Source organism: Hymenobacter sp. YIM 151500-1 (assembly GCF_025979885.1).
In the GTDB taxonomy this organism is placed as follows: domain Bacteria; phylum Bacteroidota; class Bacteroidia; order Cytophagales; family Hymenobacteraceae; genus Hymenobacter.
The window spans coordinates 339,430-353,578 of the sequence record NZ_CP110139.1; the positions used below are offsets into that span (position 1 = coordinate 339,430).

Sequence of the window (14,149 nt, forward strand, 5' to 3'; positions counted from 1 at the left end):
AAAATGCGCAGAAAGTGCGCCGGGCACCATACTACAATTGCAGTATTTTCGGCGAGGCCGCTGCTACGGTTGGGCGGTACGGATACGTGAGGCGCACGCAGGTGCCACCGCCCGGCGCCGGCTCAACGGTGCACTGGCCGCCAGACTCGCGCATCCGGTTAGCCATGTTGGTCAGCCCGTTGCGCTGGTCCGCGGGCGAAGCACCCGGCGCCAGGCCGCGCCCATCGTCGCACACCTCGATGAGCAGCGTACCGGCGCGGGCTTCCAGGCGTAAGGTCACGCGCGTGGCCTGAGCGTGCTTGACCACGTTGTGCAAGGCCTCCTTGATGGTGAGGAAGAGGTTGCGCCGGTCGTCGCCGCTGATGCTCACGTCTTCGGCGGCCTCGGCGGCGTGCACGCGCAGCGCAAGGGTGGTGTTGTCGAGGAACTCGCGGGCGTAGGCGCGGATGTAGGCAATCAGGCCGTTGAGGCTGTCGTTGCGCGCGTTCAGCGACCAGATGATCTGGTTCAGGTTGGTGACCATCTCGGCCGACAAGGCCGAAATCTTGTGCACCTCGGGCGCGGCGGCCGTGCCGGGGCGGGTTTTCAGCACCTCGCTCAGCAGCCCGATAACCGTGAGCGAGCCGCCCAGGTCGTCGTGCATCTCCTTGGCAATGCGCCCGCGCTCTTTTTGCTGCCCGTGCAACTCGGCCTGCACGGCCAGCAAGTCCTGCTGGCGCTGCACGGCCAGCAGCGCCTGGGCGTTAGCGCGCTGCTTCTGCTGGTAATAGGAGTAGCCCAGCGCCAGCAGGCCAGCCGCGGCCGTGGCCGTCACGGCCGCCAGCACCAACCATAGGCGCTGGCGCCGCCGCTCGTCTTGGAGGCCGTTGATTTGGTTTTGCTTGGCTTGCAGCTTCAGCTGGGTACTAGCCTGCTGCGCTTTTAGCCGGTAGCTTTCCAGCAAATCCTTGGTGGCTTGGTTGTCGAGCGAGTCGGCCACGGCCTCGTATCGGTCGCGCCAGCGGTAGGCCGCCTCGAAGTTGCGCTGCCCTTCGTACATGTTGATGAACCCGCGGTAGATGGCTATGCGCTCCGTGGGCGCGTTGCCGTGCTGGCGCACCATGGCCAGCGCCCGTTGCAGCAAAGGCCGGGCTTGGGCGTACTCTCGCTGGTCGTTGTAGATAGTGGCCAAGGCGTTTAACTGGTGCAGCTCGTCGACGGGGCTGCGCAACTGCCGGCTCAGCTGCAAGGCTTGGCGGTGGTAGTAAAAGCTGGAGTCGTGAAGAATGCGCCGCCGCTCGGCCGAGGCGTCGGCGGCTTGGTGCAAAAACATCTGGCCCAGGTTGTTGTATAGGTTTACCAGAATGTCGAGGTCTTTGCGCGGATCGAGGTGTTGCCGTGTTAGCCGGTAGTAGTGCTTGGCTTGCGGGCCGTTGCGTTGGCGCCAGTAGTTGCTGGCAATGTTGAAGTACGTAATGGCCAAGTCGCGCGGGGTGGCATTGGTCTGGCGCTGGAACTGCAACGCCAGCTGCAGTTCTTTCAGGGCTTGGTCGTAAAGTTCTTGCTGCTGGTAGATAAGCGCCAGGTTGTTGTGGATGACGCCTAGGTTGTAGGTTTTGTGCAACTGGCGCATGTAGTGCTCGGCTTGGTGGTACTGGCGCACGGCTTCCTTGAACTCGCCCTGCTTCCAAGCGGTTAGGCCCAGCGCAAAATGGCTCTGGCCCAGGTGGTTTTTCGACGTGTCCTGCCGCGCCCGCGCTAGGGCGCGCAACGCCAACGCCTTAGCTTCGGGGTAGCGGCCCAGGTTGTTGAGGGCGAAAACCAGGTGGCGGGTGGCCGTGAAGTAGCCGACGGGGTAGCCCAGGCTATCAGCCAGCGTGAAGGCGCGTTGGTAGCAGCGCACCGCCGCCGTAGGCTGCTGGCTTTCCACGGCTTGGCCTTGCTGCACCAGCGCCGAAATGCGGGCCGTGTCGGCGGGCGTGGCCCGGCCCAGTTGGGCCCGGCTCGGCCGCGCCAGCCCCAGCAGCCACGCCCCCAACAGCGCCGTCAGCACCCACCCGAAAGGCGCCGGCCGGCGGCAGAGTAGTCGATAAGTCAGGAAATGGTGCATACACTCCACAGTTCAGCCGGCCGTCTGCTTCGGCCACACCCTCTCAGGAAAGTAAGTGGATTTTGGCAAATAGGCCCGCCCTACCGGCCGCTCATAGGCTGCACCAACACCTCGTCGGCCACCTTCTCCCGCCAGTACAACTACATTTCCAGCGCTTCCAGCTGCCAGCGCAGCTCGTCTTCGCGGACCGGAAACGGCTGCCCGTGGCGCACAGCCTGGTACACAGCTTCGAACAAGGCCGCATAGTTGCCGCGCGGGGCCGCCACGGCCGACTCGGTTCGGGTGCCGTCTTCGGCCACCAGCGTCAGCCGGCCTTCGGCGACGGCCGGCTCGTGGCCGTAGGCGGCGTCGAGCGGCGAGAGGCCGTGGTCGAGTTGGGCTTCCTGCACGTCGGCGCGGGTTTTGGTGAAGCTGCCGCCGGTGCCGTGCAGCGCGTAGGCCGGGCCGGGCGCGGCCACCAGCAGGCTGCCGCCCACAAATACGTTCAGCCCGCCGGCGTATTCCAGGTGCAGGTGGAAATAGTCGTCGACACGGGAGCCGGGACGGTGGGCGGCCAGGGTTTTGCGTACCCGCCGCGGCGGCCCAAACAAGCTCAGCGCTTGGTCGAGCACGTGCGGGCCTAGGTCGTAAAGCAGGCCGCTGCCGCGCAAAGCGGGGTCTTCCTTGAACTGCTTGGTGTTGAGCGGCAGCTTGTAGCGGTCGAAGCGAAAGTGCGCTTCCGTGAGCGGGCCCAGCTGCCCGCTTTCCACTACCTGGCGCACCAGCTGAAAGTCGGAGTCCCAGCGGCGGTTCTGGTAGGCCAGCACGTGGCGGCCGACCGTGCGGGCCAGCGCAAACAACGCCGTCAGCTCCGCCACCGACGTACACACCGGCTTTTCCATCAGCACGTGCTTGCCGGCTTGCAGCGCTTGCTGGGCCAGCTCGAAGTGGGTATGGCTGGGGGTGTTGACCACCACCAGCTCAATGGCAGAATCGTGCAGCAGTTCCTCAACACTGCCGTAGCTGACAAGGCCGGGGTAGTCGGCGGCGGCCCGCTGCTGGCTGCGCTCCACCACGGCCCGCAGCCGGAAGCCGGGGTGCGCGGCCAGAAACGGGGCGTGAAAAACGCGGCCCGACAAGCCATAGGCCAGCAGGCCGGTCTGGATGGGAGTTGACATGCTGGGGGTTGGTTGATGGGGATTGGTTTGTGGGAGTTGACGACGGCGTAAAGTACGGACCATTTAATCTTGCGGAAGGTGGCGTAGAAGGAGTTGTTCCTACGTGTTCTGCCCCAACCACCAACCAATCCCAACATGCCCGCTCTCGACCGATTCTCAACCCAGGCCAGCCTGTACGCCCGCTACCGCATCGATTATCCGCCGGCCCTATATGAGTGGCTGCTGGCGCGGGTGCCGGGCCGGGAGCGGGCCTGGGACTGTGCCACCGGCAACGGGCAGGTGGCCCAGGTGCTGGCCCGGCACTTCGCGCGCGTAGATGCCACCGACCTCAGCGCGGCCCAGCTCGCCCAGGCACCGGCTCACCCTGGCATCATCTACCAGCAGGCTCCCGCTGAGCACCCGCCTTTTCCCGACTCGTCGTTCGACTTGGTGACCGTGGCCCAGGCCCTGCACTGGTTCGACATGGAGGCCTTCAACGGCGAGGTAAGCCGGGTGCTGCGGCCGGGCGGCGTGGTGGCCGAATGGGGCTACGGCCTGGTGCAGGTGAGCCCCCACCTAGACTCGCTGCTGCGGCAGTTTCACGACGACACGCTCGGTTCGTACTGGGATGCCAACCGCTGGCACATCCTCGACGCGTACGCCCGCCTGCCGTTTCCGTTTGCGGCCACGGAGCACGCTCGTTTCGAGGTGGAGCGGCAGTGGTCGGCCGACTGGATGCTGAACTACCTGCGCACCTGGTCCAGCGCCGTGAAGTTTCAGCAGCAGCACGGCCACGACCCGGTGCTGCTGCTGGCCGACGAGCTGACCCGCCACTGGGGCGCTGAGGAGCGGACGGTGCGGTTTCCGGTGTTTGTGCGGCTAGGTAGAAAGTTAGCTGCGTAATGAAATCAGAACACGAAACTGCGCCGCTGCCTCCTCCTGGTTGGTATCAGCGTATCAAGGAGGTTTCCAATGGGGTGTATCGGGTGCTGCAAGCTGCTGACGGGCGCCAGGTTAGCAGCACGGGCCCGGATGTGGACGTCCTGCGGCGGCAGTGTGTGGCCGATGCTTGGCATATCGAGCGGAGTATGCGCCGCTGAAGATGGCCCGCGCTACTTTGTAAGACGAAATTACCCGATCCATGCGTTACCCGGCCGTATTAGGTATACGAAACGATGATTATGTATCTGCGGGCCGGGTGGCTCTTTTATCGTTCGGTACTGCCGTTCACCGTGCCGCTATCCATCCTGGTTGTTCTTTCCTCGTGGTTCGTGATGGGCCAGTTGCCCCGCCTACTGCCAGCTGTGCTGCTCAAGCTGCTAACCTTTCCGCCGGTTATCTACCTGACCAGCAAGTTTCGGCCGAATCAGTATTGGCTATACCGTAACCTGCACCTGTCGCCCCGGCAGCTGTGGGCTGGCGTGGTGCTGGCCGATACGGCACTACTTGGTGGACTGCTGGCTTTACTCCACGCTCTAAGCCGGCTATGAGCACAGCTGATACGAGCCCTTGGGTGCTGGAGGCAGATGGGATTCAACTCAGCTTCGGGGCGCGCCCCTTGCTTACCGACATCTACCTGCGGGTGCAGACCGGACAGATTGTGGCTCTGCTGGGCCGCAACGGCTGCGGCAAGTCGACGCTGCTGCAAACCATTTTCGGGGCCCGAACGGTGCCAGATGCTTCGGTACGCGTGAACGGCCGCCGCGTGGTGCCCGCCTACCCAGTGCCGGGGCTGATGAGCTACCTGCCCCAAGTGCCGCTCCTACCAGGACACCTGCCGGCAATAACGGCGGCTGGCTTACTGGGCGTAGACGTAGAAGAGGCGCTGGCCGACTTTCCCGAACTGCGCGAACAAGTGCGGTCCGGGCAGCGGCTGAATGAGCTGTCGGGCGGAACGCTGCGGCTGCTGCAAGTGCTCCTGCTAGTAGCCCGCAGCAGCCGGTTTCTGCTCCTGGACGAGCCGTTCTCCGGCATCATGCCCTTGCATGTGGAGCGCCTGGCTGACCTGCTGCGAGCCGCCAAGCGCCGCACCGGCCTGCTCATCACCGACCACCGCTACGCCGAAGTGCTGGCCCTGGCCGATGTAGTGTACCTGCTGCGCAACGGCCGCTTGGAGCTGCTGCGAAATCCTGAGTCAGACCTGCGCGACCGAGGCTACCTAGCGTCGTAACAAGTGCTGCCTGGCGGCAGACTTCTCGCCGCAGGCGAGGCGTCTGCCCGCCGAGGAATGGGGCAAGTCTCCCGACTTGCGGCCGCCGGAGGCGGCCAACTCGCGTCAGGACCATATGAGCTGGTGGGGCAGAGAAGTGTAACGCGAAGTTTCACTTCGCGACGCGCCAGAACGATTCAGGACCGGTCGTCCTAGCATCTCGCGAAGTGAAACTTCGCGTTACATCTGTCTGGCCCACTACCAGTTCCTGCGGCGCGGTGCCGGCTGGCCGCCTTCGGCGGCCGCAAGTCGGGAGACTTGCCCCATTTATCGGCGGGCAGACGCGGCAACTTCGCTGCCTAAGTCTGCCGCCAGGGTACGCCAGCAAGCATATTACTTTCGTGCATGAAAGATTCTTCCCAACCGCTTCCCCTCCACGGCTTACGCGTGCTGGAGTTGGCCTCGGTGCTGGCGGGGCCGCAGGTAGGGCAGTTTTTGGCCGAGCTGGGTGCTGAGGTGCTGAAGATTGAAGCCCCGGCCGGCGACGTGACGCGCACTTGGCGCACCCCTGCCGAGGCCCCCGACGCGCCCGTATCGGCGTACTTCTCCTGCGCCAACTGGGGCAAGCAGAGCCGGGTGCTTGACCTGACCCAGCCCGCCGGCCGCCAGGAACTGCACCGCCTGGCCGCCGCGGCCGACATCGTGCTGGCCTCCTACAAGCCCGGCGACGCCGAGAAGCTGGCCGCCGACTACGCCACGCTCTCCGCCCTGAACCCGCGCCTGCTCTACGGCCACATCACCGGCTACGGCCCCGATACCTCGCGCGCCGGCTACGACGCCGTGCTCCAGGCTGAGGCTGGCTTTATGCACCTCAACGCCGCTGGATCCGGCCACGAGCCCCAGAAAATGCCGGTGGCCCTCATGGACCTGCTTACCGCCCACCAGCTCAAAGAGGGCCTGCTCACGGCCCTCTACCAGCGGGAGCGAACCGGCCGCGGCGCCCTGGTGGAAGTGTCGCTCTGGGATAGTGCCCTGGCCTCGCTGGCCAACCAGGCCGCTACCTATCTCGTCACCGGCCACGACCCCCAGCCCCTGGGCTCGGGCCACCCCAGCATTGTGCCCTACGGTACTGTGTATCAGGCCCAGGATGGCGTGCGCCTGCTGCTAGCCGTGGGCAGCGACCCGCAGTTTCGGCAGCTGTGCGCCGTGCTGGGCCGCCCGGACTGGGCCGGAGATGCCCGCTTTACCACCAACCCGGCCCGCGTGCGGCACCGCCGGGAGCTGGAGGAGCTGTTGCGCCAGCGGATTGCCGAGGTCAGCGGCACGGAGCTGCTGGCGGAGCTGGAGCGGCGGGCCGTGCCGGCCGGGGCGGTGCGCACGGTGGGGGAGGCCCTGCAAACCGCCGCAGCCCAGGCTATGCTGCTGCCGCCCGCGCCGGCGTTTCCGCACGCGGGCCTGCGCACGGTAGCTTTTCGGAGCAATGCCTGGCCCGTGGCGGAGCAGCTGCTGCCGCCACCGCCGTTGGCCGGCTAATGCGGCCCACTTACCGAGTTGGGCAGCGTCAAAACTCCGCGGTGGTTATTTTGCGTAGGTTCAACTCAGCTACGCCTTTGCACTTTCCTCTTTGTTTGTATGGACGAACTGCCTGCCTCTGCACTTGCCCCCGCTGCCTCACCCCACACCGACGACGGCACCCCCGGCGCCCCGCTCCCGCCGCTACCGGCCGGCTCGCCCAATACCGATAATGCCGCACCCAACGAGGCCGGCTCCCCCGGCCCAACGCCCGCCGACCGCCTCGACCTGATTTTTGATGGCCTGCGGCAGAAGTCAACCGTGAAGCAGGCCATCTACCGCAACACCCTGGCTACGTTTGACTTGCTGCGCAAAGTAACGCAGGAGCTGGTGGTGGAGCTGAGCCGCAAGATTACGCCCGTCGATTCGTCGGTGATAATCGAGTACCGGCCCGTCAACGACATGGAGTTTCACATCCGCTTCTCCGGCGACTTGCTGGTGTTTGTGCTGCACTCCAACATCGTGACCTTCCCCGACGACTACGGCCCCATGTCGACGCCCTACGTGCAGGAGGATTTCCGGCGCCGGTTTTTCGGCCACATCATGGCCTACAACTTCATGGCCGACTCCATCAAGTACCAGCGCATGAACGACCCCGGCTACCTGGTAGGTCGCCTGCTCATCAACTACGACAACCACTACTTCCTGGAAGGCGTGCAGCAGCTGGAACTGCCCGACAACGATATGTCGGACAACAAAGTAACGGAAGACGACCTGAAGCTCTTCGTGGAAAGCGCCATGATTGCTGCTGTCAACAACGACCTTATTGCCCCGCCCCTGGACGACATCCAGAAAATCAGCGTGAAGCAGAAGCTGGAAAACCAGCAGGTAAGCCGCCCGCGCAAGGTAGGCTTCAGCTTTTCGGGCGAGCAGCAGTACCTCGCGGCCACCGACGGCCTGCCATATTAGTAGTGAGTAGTGAGTAGAAAGGCCGTCATGCTGAGCGCAGCCGGAGGCGTAGTCGAAGCATCTCTCCCGCGGGCTAACTTCCTGATGCTTGTTCAACGAAGCGGTAGAGATGCTTCGACTGCGCCTCCGGCTGCGCTCAGCATGACGGTCTACTCGTTACCTATCACTTGTCACCTGTCACCTGTTACCTCCTCACTATTTCACCGCCGCAGATACCCTACTTTCTCGCGGACCTTGTTCAGGACTTCGGCGCCGTAGGCCTGGGCTTTGCGGGCGCCTTCGGCGAGGCGGGCGTCTACTTCGGGCAGGTTGTTCATGTAGAAGCTGAACCGCTCCCGCTCCGTGGCGAAGCGGCGCAGAATCAGCTCGTAGAGGGCCTGCTTGGCGTGGCCGTAGCCGTAGCCGCCGTTGAGGTAGTTGGCCCGCATGGCGGCGGTTTCGTCGGGTGTGGCCAGCAGGGAGTAAAGCTTGAAAGTAGTATCGGTGTCGGGGTTTTTGGGGGCTTCCAGCGGGGTGCTGTCCGACACGATGCTGCGGATGGTTTTGAGCAGGAATTTGTCGTCAGCGAAAATGTCGATGGTGTTGCCGTAGCTCTTGCTCATCTTCAGGCCATCAATGCCCGGAATTGTCATCAGCTCCTGGTCGATGCGGGCCTGGGGCAGTACTAGCGTCTCGCCGTAGCGGCTGTTGAAGGCCGCGGCAATGTCGCGCGTGATTTCCAGGTGCTGCAATTGGTCCTTGCCCACGGGCACCACATCGGCGTCGTAGAGCAGGATGTCGGCGGCCATGAGCACGGGGTAGGTAAACAGGCCCGCATTCACGTCCGACAGCCGATCCGACTTGTCCTTGAATGAGTGGGCGTTGGCCAGCATCGGATAAGGCGTGAAGCACGACAGATACCAGGCCAGCTCCGTCACCTGCGGCACGTCGGATTGGCGGTAAAACAGGTTCTTGTCGGTATCGAACCCACAAGCCAGCCAGGCGGCGGCCACGGCGTAGGTGTTCTGGCGCAGCGTGTCGGCGTCGCGCACCGTCGTGAGCGAGTGCAGGTCGGCAATGAAGTACAACGACTCGTTCTGCGCGTTTTTCGACAGCTCAATGGCCGGAAGGATAGCGCCGAGCAGGTTGCCCAGGTGGGGGCGGCCCGTGCTCTGAATGCCGGTAAGGATGCGGGACATAAGATGCTTTGCGGTAGGGGCGCGTCGCACGCGCCCGGTCGTTGGGTTGATAGCCGGCAGATTGGCGCGAAACGGCCAGCACCGGCGGGCGCGTGCGACGCGCCCCTACGCGGCGGCTTCCCGACCCACATACCGGTCGATGAGGAAATGGGCGAGGTAGAGCACCGGCGTGAGCAGGATGGCGGCCGCGAATTTATACCAGTAATTGGTGTTTGCCACGCTCAGCACCTGCTCCAGCGTCCAGTTGCCGAACAGGTAGAAGGCCACAAACAGCACCACAAACGAATCGACCAGCTGCGAAACCAGCGTGGAGCCCGTGGCGCGCAGCCACACGTAACGCCCCGCCGTGGCCCGGCGCAGCAGCTGAAACACCGTGGCATCGAGCACCTGGGCCACGAAAAAAGCCACGATGGAGCCCACAATGATGTTGCCGCCCTGCCGGAAGATGCTTTGGTAGGCGTAGTCAATGTTGAACGGCCGGCCCTGGGCATCGGTCTTGTTGACGTCGAGCCAGAAGGCCGCCGGAGGCAGCTTGGTGGTGAGGTAAATCACCAGAAAGGCAAACAAGATCAGGGCCACCGTGAGGTAGCTCACCCGCAGCACGCCCTCGCGCCCGAAGTACTCGTTGATGATGTCGGTGGTGACAAACACCACGGGCCAGATGAGCACGCCGGCCGTGAGGTTGCCGGGCAGCCCCAGCAGGGCCTCCGCCGAAAATATCTTCACCCCAATAATCTCCGCCAGCAGCGCATTGGTGATAAAAATGCCACTGAGCACCAGGTAGAGCTGCTGTTTTCTTTTAGACATGAGACGGTGAGAAGTGAGACATGAGACGATGTTCGGGCGCAAGATGCGGCGGCAAGCAAACCATCAGCACGAAAGTCTCATGTCTCATGTCTCACTTCTCACCGTCTTATGTCTGAATCAAACCGAAACCGTCAGGCCTTCCACGGCCAGGTCCGTGGGCTCAAACTCGGTGCGGGCCTCGGCCAGCAACGGTTCCAGCTCCCGGTAGCGGCTGGAGAAGTGCCCGATGAGCAGGCGCTGCACCTGGGCCTGGCGGGCCAGCTGCCCGGCCTGGCGGGCCGTGGAGTGGTGGGTAAGCTGGGCCCGGTCGCGCAGCTCGTCTAGGAAGGTGGCCTCGTGGTAGAGCAGGTCCACGCCGTGCACCAGCTCGGCCAGGCCGGGCGTGTAGAGCGTGTCGGAGCAGAAGGCGTAAGTGCGGGCGGGCCGGGGTGCGGCCGTCACGTCGGCGTTGCGCACCAGCAGGTGGCCAGCGGCGTCCACCACATCGTCGCCGGCGGCCAGGGCGCCGAGCTGGGCGGGCGTGAGGCCGGCGGGCAGGCGCTCGGCCAGCAGGCGTCGCCGCCGCGGCTGCTCCCGAAACAGGTAGCCGCAGCACGGAATGCGGTGGCGCATGGGCAGCGTGTGCACCGTCAGGTTCTTGTCCTCAAACACCAGCGCCGGCTGGGTGGTATCCACGGCCGTAAACTCCAGCTCGAAGCCGAGGTGAGTGGCGGAGTGGCGGAACTGCGTGGTCAGGATTTCGTCGAGGCCGGCTGGCCCGAACAGGCGCAGGGGCTCCTGGCGGCCGTTGAGGTGCATGGTGCCCAGCAGCCCAAACAGCCCGAAGAAATGGTCGCCGTGGAGGTGGCTGATAAAGATGGTGTGGATGCGCTGGTGGCGAATCTTGTACTCCATCAGGCGGTGCTGGGTGCCTTCGCCGCAGTCAATCAGGTACTGGCTGCCGTTCACGGTCAGCACCTGGGCCGTGTGGTGCCGGTCGAGGAAGGGGGTGGCCGAGGCGCTGCCTAAGATTTTCAGCTCAAACTCCATGCGGGCGAAAAAAGCGACAAGCTATAAGCTGCAAGCTGCAAGCTCCGGCCCTGCGAGCTAGTCGGCAGAACAGAAGCTTGCAGCTTGCAGCTTATAGCTTGCGGCTCGAAAGAAGCTATTCCTTGCTGGTCAGGTCACGCTCAATGGCGTGCAGAAAAATCCGGTCAATGCCTTCTTCCACGGTGGGCAGAATGTGCAGCACCGATTCCAGCTTGCTGATGGTAATAAGCTTCATCACGTGGTCTTGCAGGCCGGTGAGCACCAGCAGGCCGCCGGTGGAGTTGCACAAGCGGTTGGCAATCAGAATAGAGCTGAGCCCCGACGAGTCCGTGTACTTTACGTTGCTGAGGTCAAGAATCAGGTTATTAATGCCCTCCGCGTTTAGCTTCACGAATTCCGATTTAAGATCCGGCGCAACGGTAGTGTCGAGCTTCTTCTCGTCAATCGTAATAATCGTGTAGGTTTCCTTCTTATCGATGGAGTACTTCATGCCGTCGGTGGTTCAATGATTATGGGAGTTGCGAAGGTAGCAAAAAAAATGTTCGTCGGAAGGGGGCTGTTAAAGTTGCGCCCGTAGGACTTTGTTTTTAAAAAATGAGGATTTAAGGCTGAGAAACCGGTTGAAAACTGAACGTTAACGTGCTCCAGGTGCTTTGCCAGTCGGCGTCGGGGCGAGCTACGGGCTGCATACGCAATGTGCTGACCATGTACTCGCCCGGCTCGGATAAGCGTAACAGTGCCCGGCCGTTTTGGTTGCTGTGCACCGTGCTCAGCAGGGCCTGGGGCCGGGCACCGCGGCGCCACAGCCGCACCAGCTGCCCGGCCACGGGGCGCCCGGCAGCCAGCACCCGCACCGTGAGGGCTGCGCCGGGCCCCAGCTGGTAGGGGTTTTGCTCGGGCACCAGCTCCAGGGGTAAGCCTGCTACCCGGCCCCAGGCGCGGGCAGTGTCAGAGGGGAGGGCGGGGCCGGCCTGTACCAGGGTTTTGGCGCAGCGGCGGTAGGCTTCGCGGCCGGGCTGGGCAGCGTGGCCGCGCTGCTGGCGCAGGGCCAGGGCCTGGGTCAGGCCTTCGGCCTGCAAGTAGGCCGTGAACTGGTCGGCGGGCAGCGCGAGCAGGGCTTCGTTGGAGGCCAGAGCCAGCAGGTGGGTGCCGGGCCGGCGCAGCACCACCGTGGTGCTGAGCGTGTCGGCGGCCGTGGCGGCGGGCAGCAGGTTGGTGGGCGCACTGCCAGGCGCCAGGTGCAGCAGCTGCACTACCCGGCGGCTCTGGCCGGCCCAGGCCTGGCCCCGAAAACTCTCGCCCACCAGCCGCCGCAGGTGCACCGCCGCGCCGGGTGCCACCACAAAGCGGGCCGGCTCCAGCCAAAACTCGTGGGCCGCAGCGGCGCCAGCGGCCAGGCAGATAGGTACACAAAAGGCCTTCCGGAAACCAGGTGCAAAGGAAAGGGGCATGAGCAGAGTGCGGGGCAAAAAACGACTGACGGCTACTGATCAGGCCAGAGCAGTGAGGCAAAGAAAAAGTTAAGAACCAGGCCCAACAATATAGAGGGTTTACTAGTGTTACTATCAGAACACGTTACTTCTTCACCTTAATCATTTGGCAAATGAATAGAATGCCCCTTTCTCACCCCTGGCCGATGCTGCGAGTACTGGCGTTGTGGGTATGTGCCGCGCTCGGCCTGAGCCTGACGGCCTGCGACGACGATGAGGCCACCACGCCCCCGGCCTCGTCGCAGAATATTGTGCAGGTAGCCCAGGGCAACGCATCCTTCAGTGTGCTGGTGGCCGCTGTTACGAAAGCCGACCTGGGCACTACGCTGAGCGGCACGGGTCCTTTCACGGTGTTTGCGCCCACCAACGACGCCTTTGCCAAGCTGCAGCCGCCCTTCAATACGGCCGCCAACATCACGGCCATTACCGATGCCAACCAGATTGCCACGCTGCGCAGCATTCTGCTCTACCACGTGGTGGGAGCCAACATTAAGGCGGCCGACATTCCGGCCGGCGCCAGCTCCCGCACCACGGCCCGCCCCGCCAGCTCCGGTGTCAACGACAATACCATCTACCTGACCAAGAGCGGCGCCAACGTCTTTATCAACGGCAGAACCCGCGTGGTAACAGCCGATGTGGCAGCGAGCAACGGCACCATCCACGCCATCGACAACGTGCTGATGCCGCCCAGCCAGACCATCGCGCAGCTGGTGACCAGCGCTGCCAGTCGCGCCACCAACCCCGAGTTTACCTTGCTGCTCCAGGCCTTGCAGCGGCCCGCCGCGGCACCCATTCTGGCCGCGGCCGGTAATGCTGGCGTGAACGTAACCGTGTTTGCGCCCACCGATGCTGCCTTCCGGGCCCTGCTGGGCAATAATTCGCTCAGCTCCGTCTCCGACGCCGACCTGACGGCCATTCTTTCGCGCCACGTTATCAGCACGGGCCGGGTGTTTTCCTCGGACCTGGCGGCGGGTACGGTAGCCACGCTGGGCGGTAACGTTACCATAGGCACGACGACCAGCGGTGGCTTTACCGTGCGTGGTGGCTCAGGTACAGCGGCTAACATCGGCAACACAGCCGCCACCGTTGACATCCTGGCCACCAACGGCGTGGTGCACGTCATCGACCAGGTAATCCGGCCCTAGCCAACAAGGGTAGGGTAGGTATTGTCATAGAAAAAGGTCCGATTCTCTCGTGTCGAGAACCGGACCTTTTTCTATGGTATGGCGGGAGTCGCTACGCGGGCTGTCGTCGGCGCTGATACTCGATGAAGTTGACCAGCTGGCGCTGCTTGCTGATGAGCAGAGCGCCAAGCGCTATTTTAGTGGCTGTCTGAACCAGGTTTGTCAGCTCAGGGTCAATTACACCGCCTCGGCGTTCCTGCGAGTAGGCCAGTAGCAGGCGAAGAAAGTTGGGCAGTTCATTGACGAGTAGTAGCCCTCCCACCACAATAATCGCCACACTGAGAATAGTAGAGCGGTGGACTGCCAGGGGAATGGCTTCCTGCTCGATGCCGCTACTCAACTGAAGCTTATCAGCTAACCATGCTGGCTTAAAGATGAAAGCGTAGGGCAGCAGGCAATACAGTGCTACGCTACCCACCAACACAAGCAGATATATCACGCCTTCTACACTACCGGCCTCCTGAAAAGCATACCCAAGCGCTGGTAGTGCGCCAAACAATCCCACCAAAATGTCCTTCAGAGCCAGTAAACCAATAACTTTTAAAATGATGATGAACAAGATACGAGAAGTCATGTAGGCTTAAATGAGAGTAAAGGGGCCGTAAT

General features: G+C 63.3%; 15 protein-coding genes. 7 read left to right on the forward strand and 8 right to left on the reverse strand.

All coding sequences use genetic code 11. The features are described from left to right. Window positions 1-31: 31 nt before the first annotated feature. Window positions 32-2,089 carry a tetratricopeptide repeat-containing sensor histidine kinase gene (locus OIS53_RS01320; RefSeq protein ID WP_264680585.1) on the reverse strand — a complete coding sequence of 686 codons (2,058 nt, stop codon included), beginning with the start codon at window positions 2,087-2,089 and terminating at the stop codon, window positions 32-34. A gap of 140 nt (window positions 2,090-2,229) precedes the next feature. After that, on the reverse strand, window positions 2,230-3,246 hold the full coding sequence (locus OIS53_RS01325) for a Gfo/Idh/MocA family protein (protein ID WP_264680586.1): 1,017 nt from the start codon (window positions 3,244-3,246) through the stop codon (window positions 2,230-2,232). A gap of 135 nt (window positions 3,247-3,381) precedes the next feature. Here OIS53_RS01325 and OIS53_RS01330 point away from each other — a divergent pair, with 135 nt between their 5' ends. The 6 genes from OIS53_RS01330 (at window position 3,382) to OIS53_RS01355 (ending at window position 7,855) form a co-directional block, all read left to right on the forward strand. Beyond that, window positions 3,382-4,128, forward strand: coding sequence for a class I SAM-dependent methyltransferase (locus OIS53_RS01330; RefSeq protein WP_264680587.1), 747 nt, complete (start codon window positions 3,382-3,384; stop codon window positions 4,126-4,128). Next, a complete protein-coding gene (locus OIS53_RS01335; RefSeq protein ID WP_264680588.1) occupies window positions 4,128-4,325 on the forward strand; it encodes a hypothetical protein in 198 nt (65 codons plus the stop codon). Before OIS53_RS01330 ends, OIS53_RS01335 begins: the two co-directional genes overlap by 1 nt. Window positions 4,326-4,457: 132 nt before the next feature. Continuing rightward, entirely contained in the window at window positions 4,458-4,715 is a 258-nt protein-coding gene (locus tag OIS53_RS01340) for a hypothetical protein (protein WP_264680589.1), read from the forward strand. Further along, a complete protein-coding gene (locus OIS53_RS01345; protein ID WP_264680590.1) occupies window positions 4,712-5,395 on the forward strand; it encodes an ATP-binding cassette domain-containing protein in 684 nt (227 codons plus the stop codon). Before OIS53_RS01340 ends, OIS53_RS01345 begins: the two co-directional genes overlap by 4 nt. 384 nt (window positions 5,396-5,779) lie before the next feature. After that, window positions 5,780-6,907: a CaiB/BaiF CoA transferase family protein gene (locus tag OIS53_RS01350; RefSeq protein WP_264680591.1), complete on the forward strand. Its 1,128-nt coding sequence runs from the start codon at window positions 5,780-5,782 to the stop codon at window positions 6,905-6,907. A 99-nt stretch (window positions 6,908-7,006) separates the two neighbouring features. Beyond that, entirely contained in the window at window positions 7,007-7,855 is an 849-nt protein-coding gene (locus tag OIS53_RS01355) for a hypothetical protein (RefSeq protein ID WP_264680592.1), read from the forward strand. Between the two features lie 200 nt (window positions 7,856-8,055). Here OIS53_RS01355 and trpS read toward each other — a convergent pair whose 3' ends face one another. The 5 genes from trpS to OIS53_RS01380 all read right to left on the reverse strand — a co-directional run bounded on the left by trpS (window position 8,056) and on the right by OIS53_RS01380 (window position 12,320). Beyond that, the gene (gene trpS, locus OIS53_RS01360) at window positions 8,056-9,033 is read right to left on the reverse strand and encodes a tryptophan--tRNA ligase (protein WP_264680593.1); all 978 of its coding nucleotides are present in this window, start codon (window positions 9,031-9,033) and stop codon (window positions 8,056-8,058) included. Between the two features lie 105 nt (window positions 9,034-9,138). Next, the gene (locus OIS53_RS01365; RefSeq protein WP_264680594.1) at window positions 9,139-9,840 is read right to left on the reverse strand and encodes a queuosine precursor transporter; all 702 of its coding nucleotides are present in this window, start codon (window positions 9,838-9,840) and stop codon (window positions 9,139-9,141) included. Window positions 9,841-9,957: 117 nt separating this feature from the next. Then, window positions 9,958-10,869 (reverse strand): ribonuclease Z, encoded by a 912-nt coding sequence (locus OIS53_RS01370; protein WP_264680595.1) that lies wholly within the window; start codon window positions 10,867-10,869, stop codon window positions 9,958-9,960. A 115-nt stretch (window positions 10,870-10,984) separates the two neighbouring features. Then, the gene (locus OIS53_RS01375) at window positions 10,985-11,359 is read right to left on the reverse strand and encodes an STAS domain-containing protein (protein WP_044002696.1); all 375 of its coding nucleotides are present in this window, start codon (window positions 11,357-11,359) and stop codon (window positions 10,985-10,987) included. A 112-nt stretch (window positions 11,360-11,471) separates the two neighbouring features. Continuing rightward, entirely contained in the window at window positions 11,472-12,320 is an 849-nt protein-coding gene (locus OIS53_RS01380) for a DUF4198 domain-containing protein (protein WP_264680597.1), read from the reverse strand. Window positions 12,321-12,481: 161 nt separating this feature from the next. Here OIS53_RS01380 and OIS53_RS01385 point away from each other — a divergent pair, with 161 nt between their 5' ends. Beyond that, window positions 12,482-13,504, forward strand: a complete 1,023-nt coding sequence (locus tag OIS53_RS01385; protein ID WP_264680598.1) for a fasciclin domain-containing protein — start codon at window positions 12,482-12,484, stop codon at window positions 13,502-13,504. Window positions 13,505-13,595: 91 nt separating this feature from the next. On the opposite strand, the gene OIS53_RS01390 is transcribed toward OIS53_RS01385, so the two are convergent. Continuing rightward, window positions 13,596-14,117, reverse strand: coding sequence for a hypothetical protein (locus tag OIS53_RS01390; RefSeq protein ID WP_264680599.1), 522 nt, complete (start codon window positions 14,115-14,117; stop codon window positions 13,596-13,598). Window positions 14,118-14,149 lie beyond the last annotated feature (32 nt).

Coding starts and splice junctions, on each gene's coding strand:
- OIS53_RS01320 (WP_264680585.1), bottom strand. CDS start 2,089: ATGCACCATTTCCTGACTTATCGACTACTCTGCCGCCGGCCGGCGCCT.
- OIS53_RS01325 (WP_264680586.1), bottom strand. CDS start 3,246: ATGTCAACTCCCATCCAGACCGGCCTGCTGGCCTATGGCTTGTCGGGC.
- OIS53_RS01330 (WP_264680587.1), top strand. CDS start 3,382: ATGCCCGCTCTCGACCGATTCTCAACCCAGGCCAGCCTGTACGCCCGC.
- OIS53_RS01335 (WP_264680588.1), top strand. CDS start 4,128: ATGAAATCAGAACACGAAACTGCGCCGCTGCCTCCTCCTGGTTGGTAT.
- OIS53_RS01345 (WP_264680590.1), top strand. CDS start 4,712: ATGAGCACAGCTGATACGAGCCCTTGGGTGCTGGAGGCAGATGGGATT.
- OIS53_RS01350 (WP_264680591.1), top strand. CDS start 5,780: ATGAAAGATTCTTCCCAACCGCTTCCCCTCCACGGCTTACGCGTGCTG.
- OIS53_RS01355 (WP_264680592.1), top strand. CDS start 7,007: ATGGACGAACTGCCTGCCTCTGCACTTGCCCCCGCTGCCTCACCCCAC.
- trpS (WP_264680593.1), bottom strand. CDS start 9,033: ATGTCCCGCATCCTTACCGGCATTCAGAGCACGGGCCGCCCCCACCTG.
- OIS53_RS01365 (WP_264680594.1), bottom strand. CDS start 9,840: ATGTCTAAAAGAAAACAGCAGCTCTACCTGGTGCTCAGTGGCATTTTT.
- OIS53_RS01370 (WP_264680595.1), bottom strand. CDS start 10,869: ATGGAGTTTGAGCTGAAAATCTTAGGCAGCGCCTCGGCCACCCCCTTC.
- OIS53_RS01375 (WP_044002696.1), bottom strand. CDS start 11,359: ATGAAGTACTCCATCGATAAGAAGGAAACCTACACGATTATTACGATT.
- OIS53_RS01380 (WP_264680597.1), bottom strand. CDS start 12,320: ATGCCCCTTTCCTTTGCACCTGGTTTCCGGAAGGCCTTTTGTGTACCT.
- OIS53_RS01385 (WP_264680598.1), top strand. CDS start 12,482: ATGCCCCTTTCTCACCCCTGGCCGATGCTGCGAGTACTGGCGTTGTGG.
- OIS53_RS01390 (WP_264680599.1), bottom strand. CDS start 14,117: ATGACTTCTCGTATCTTGTTCATCATCATTTTAAAAGTTATTGGTTTA.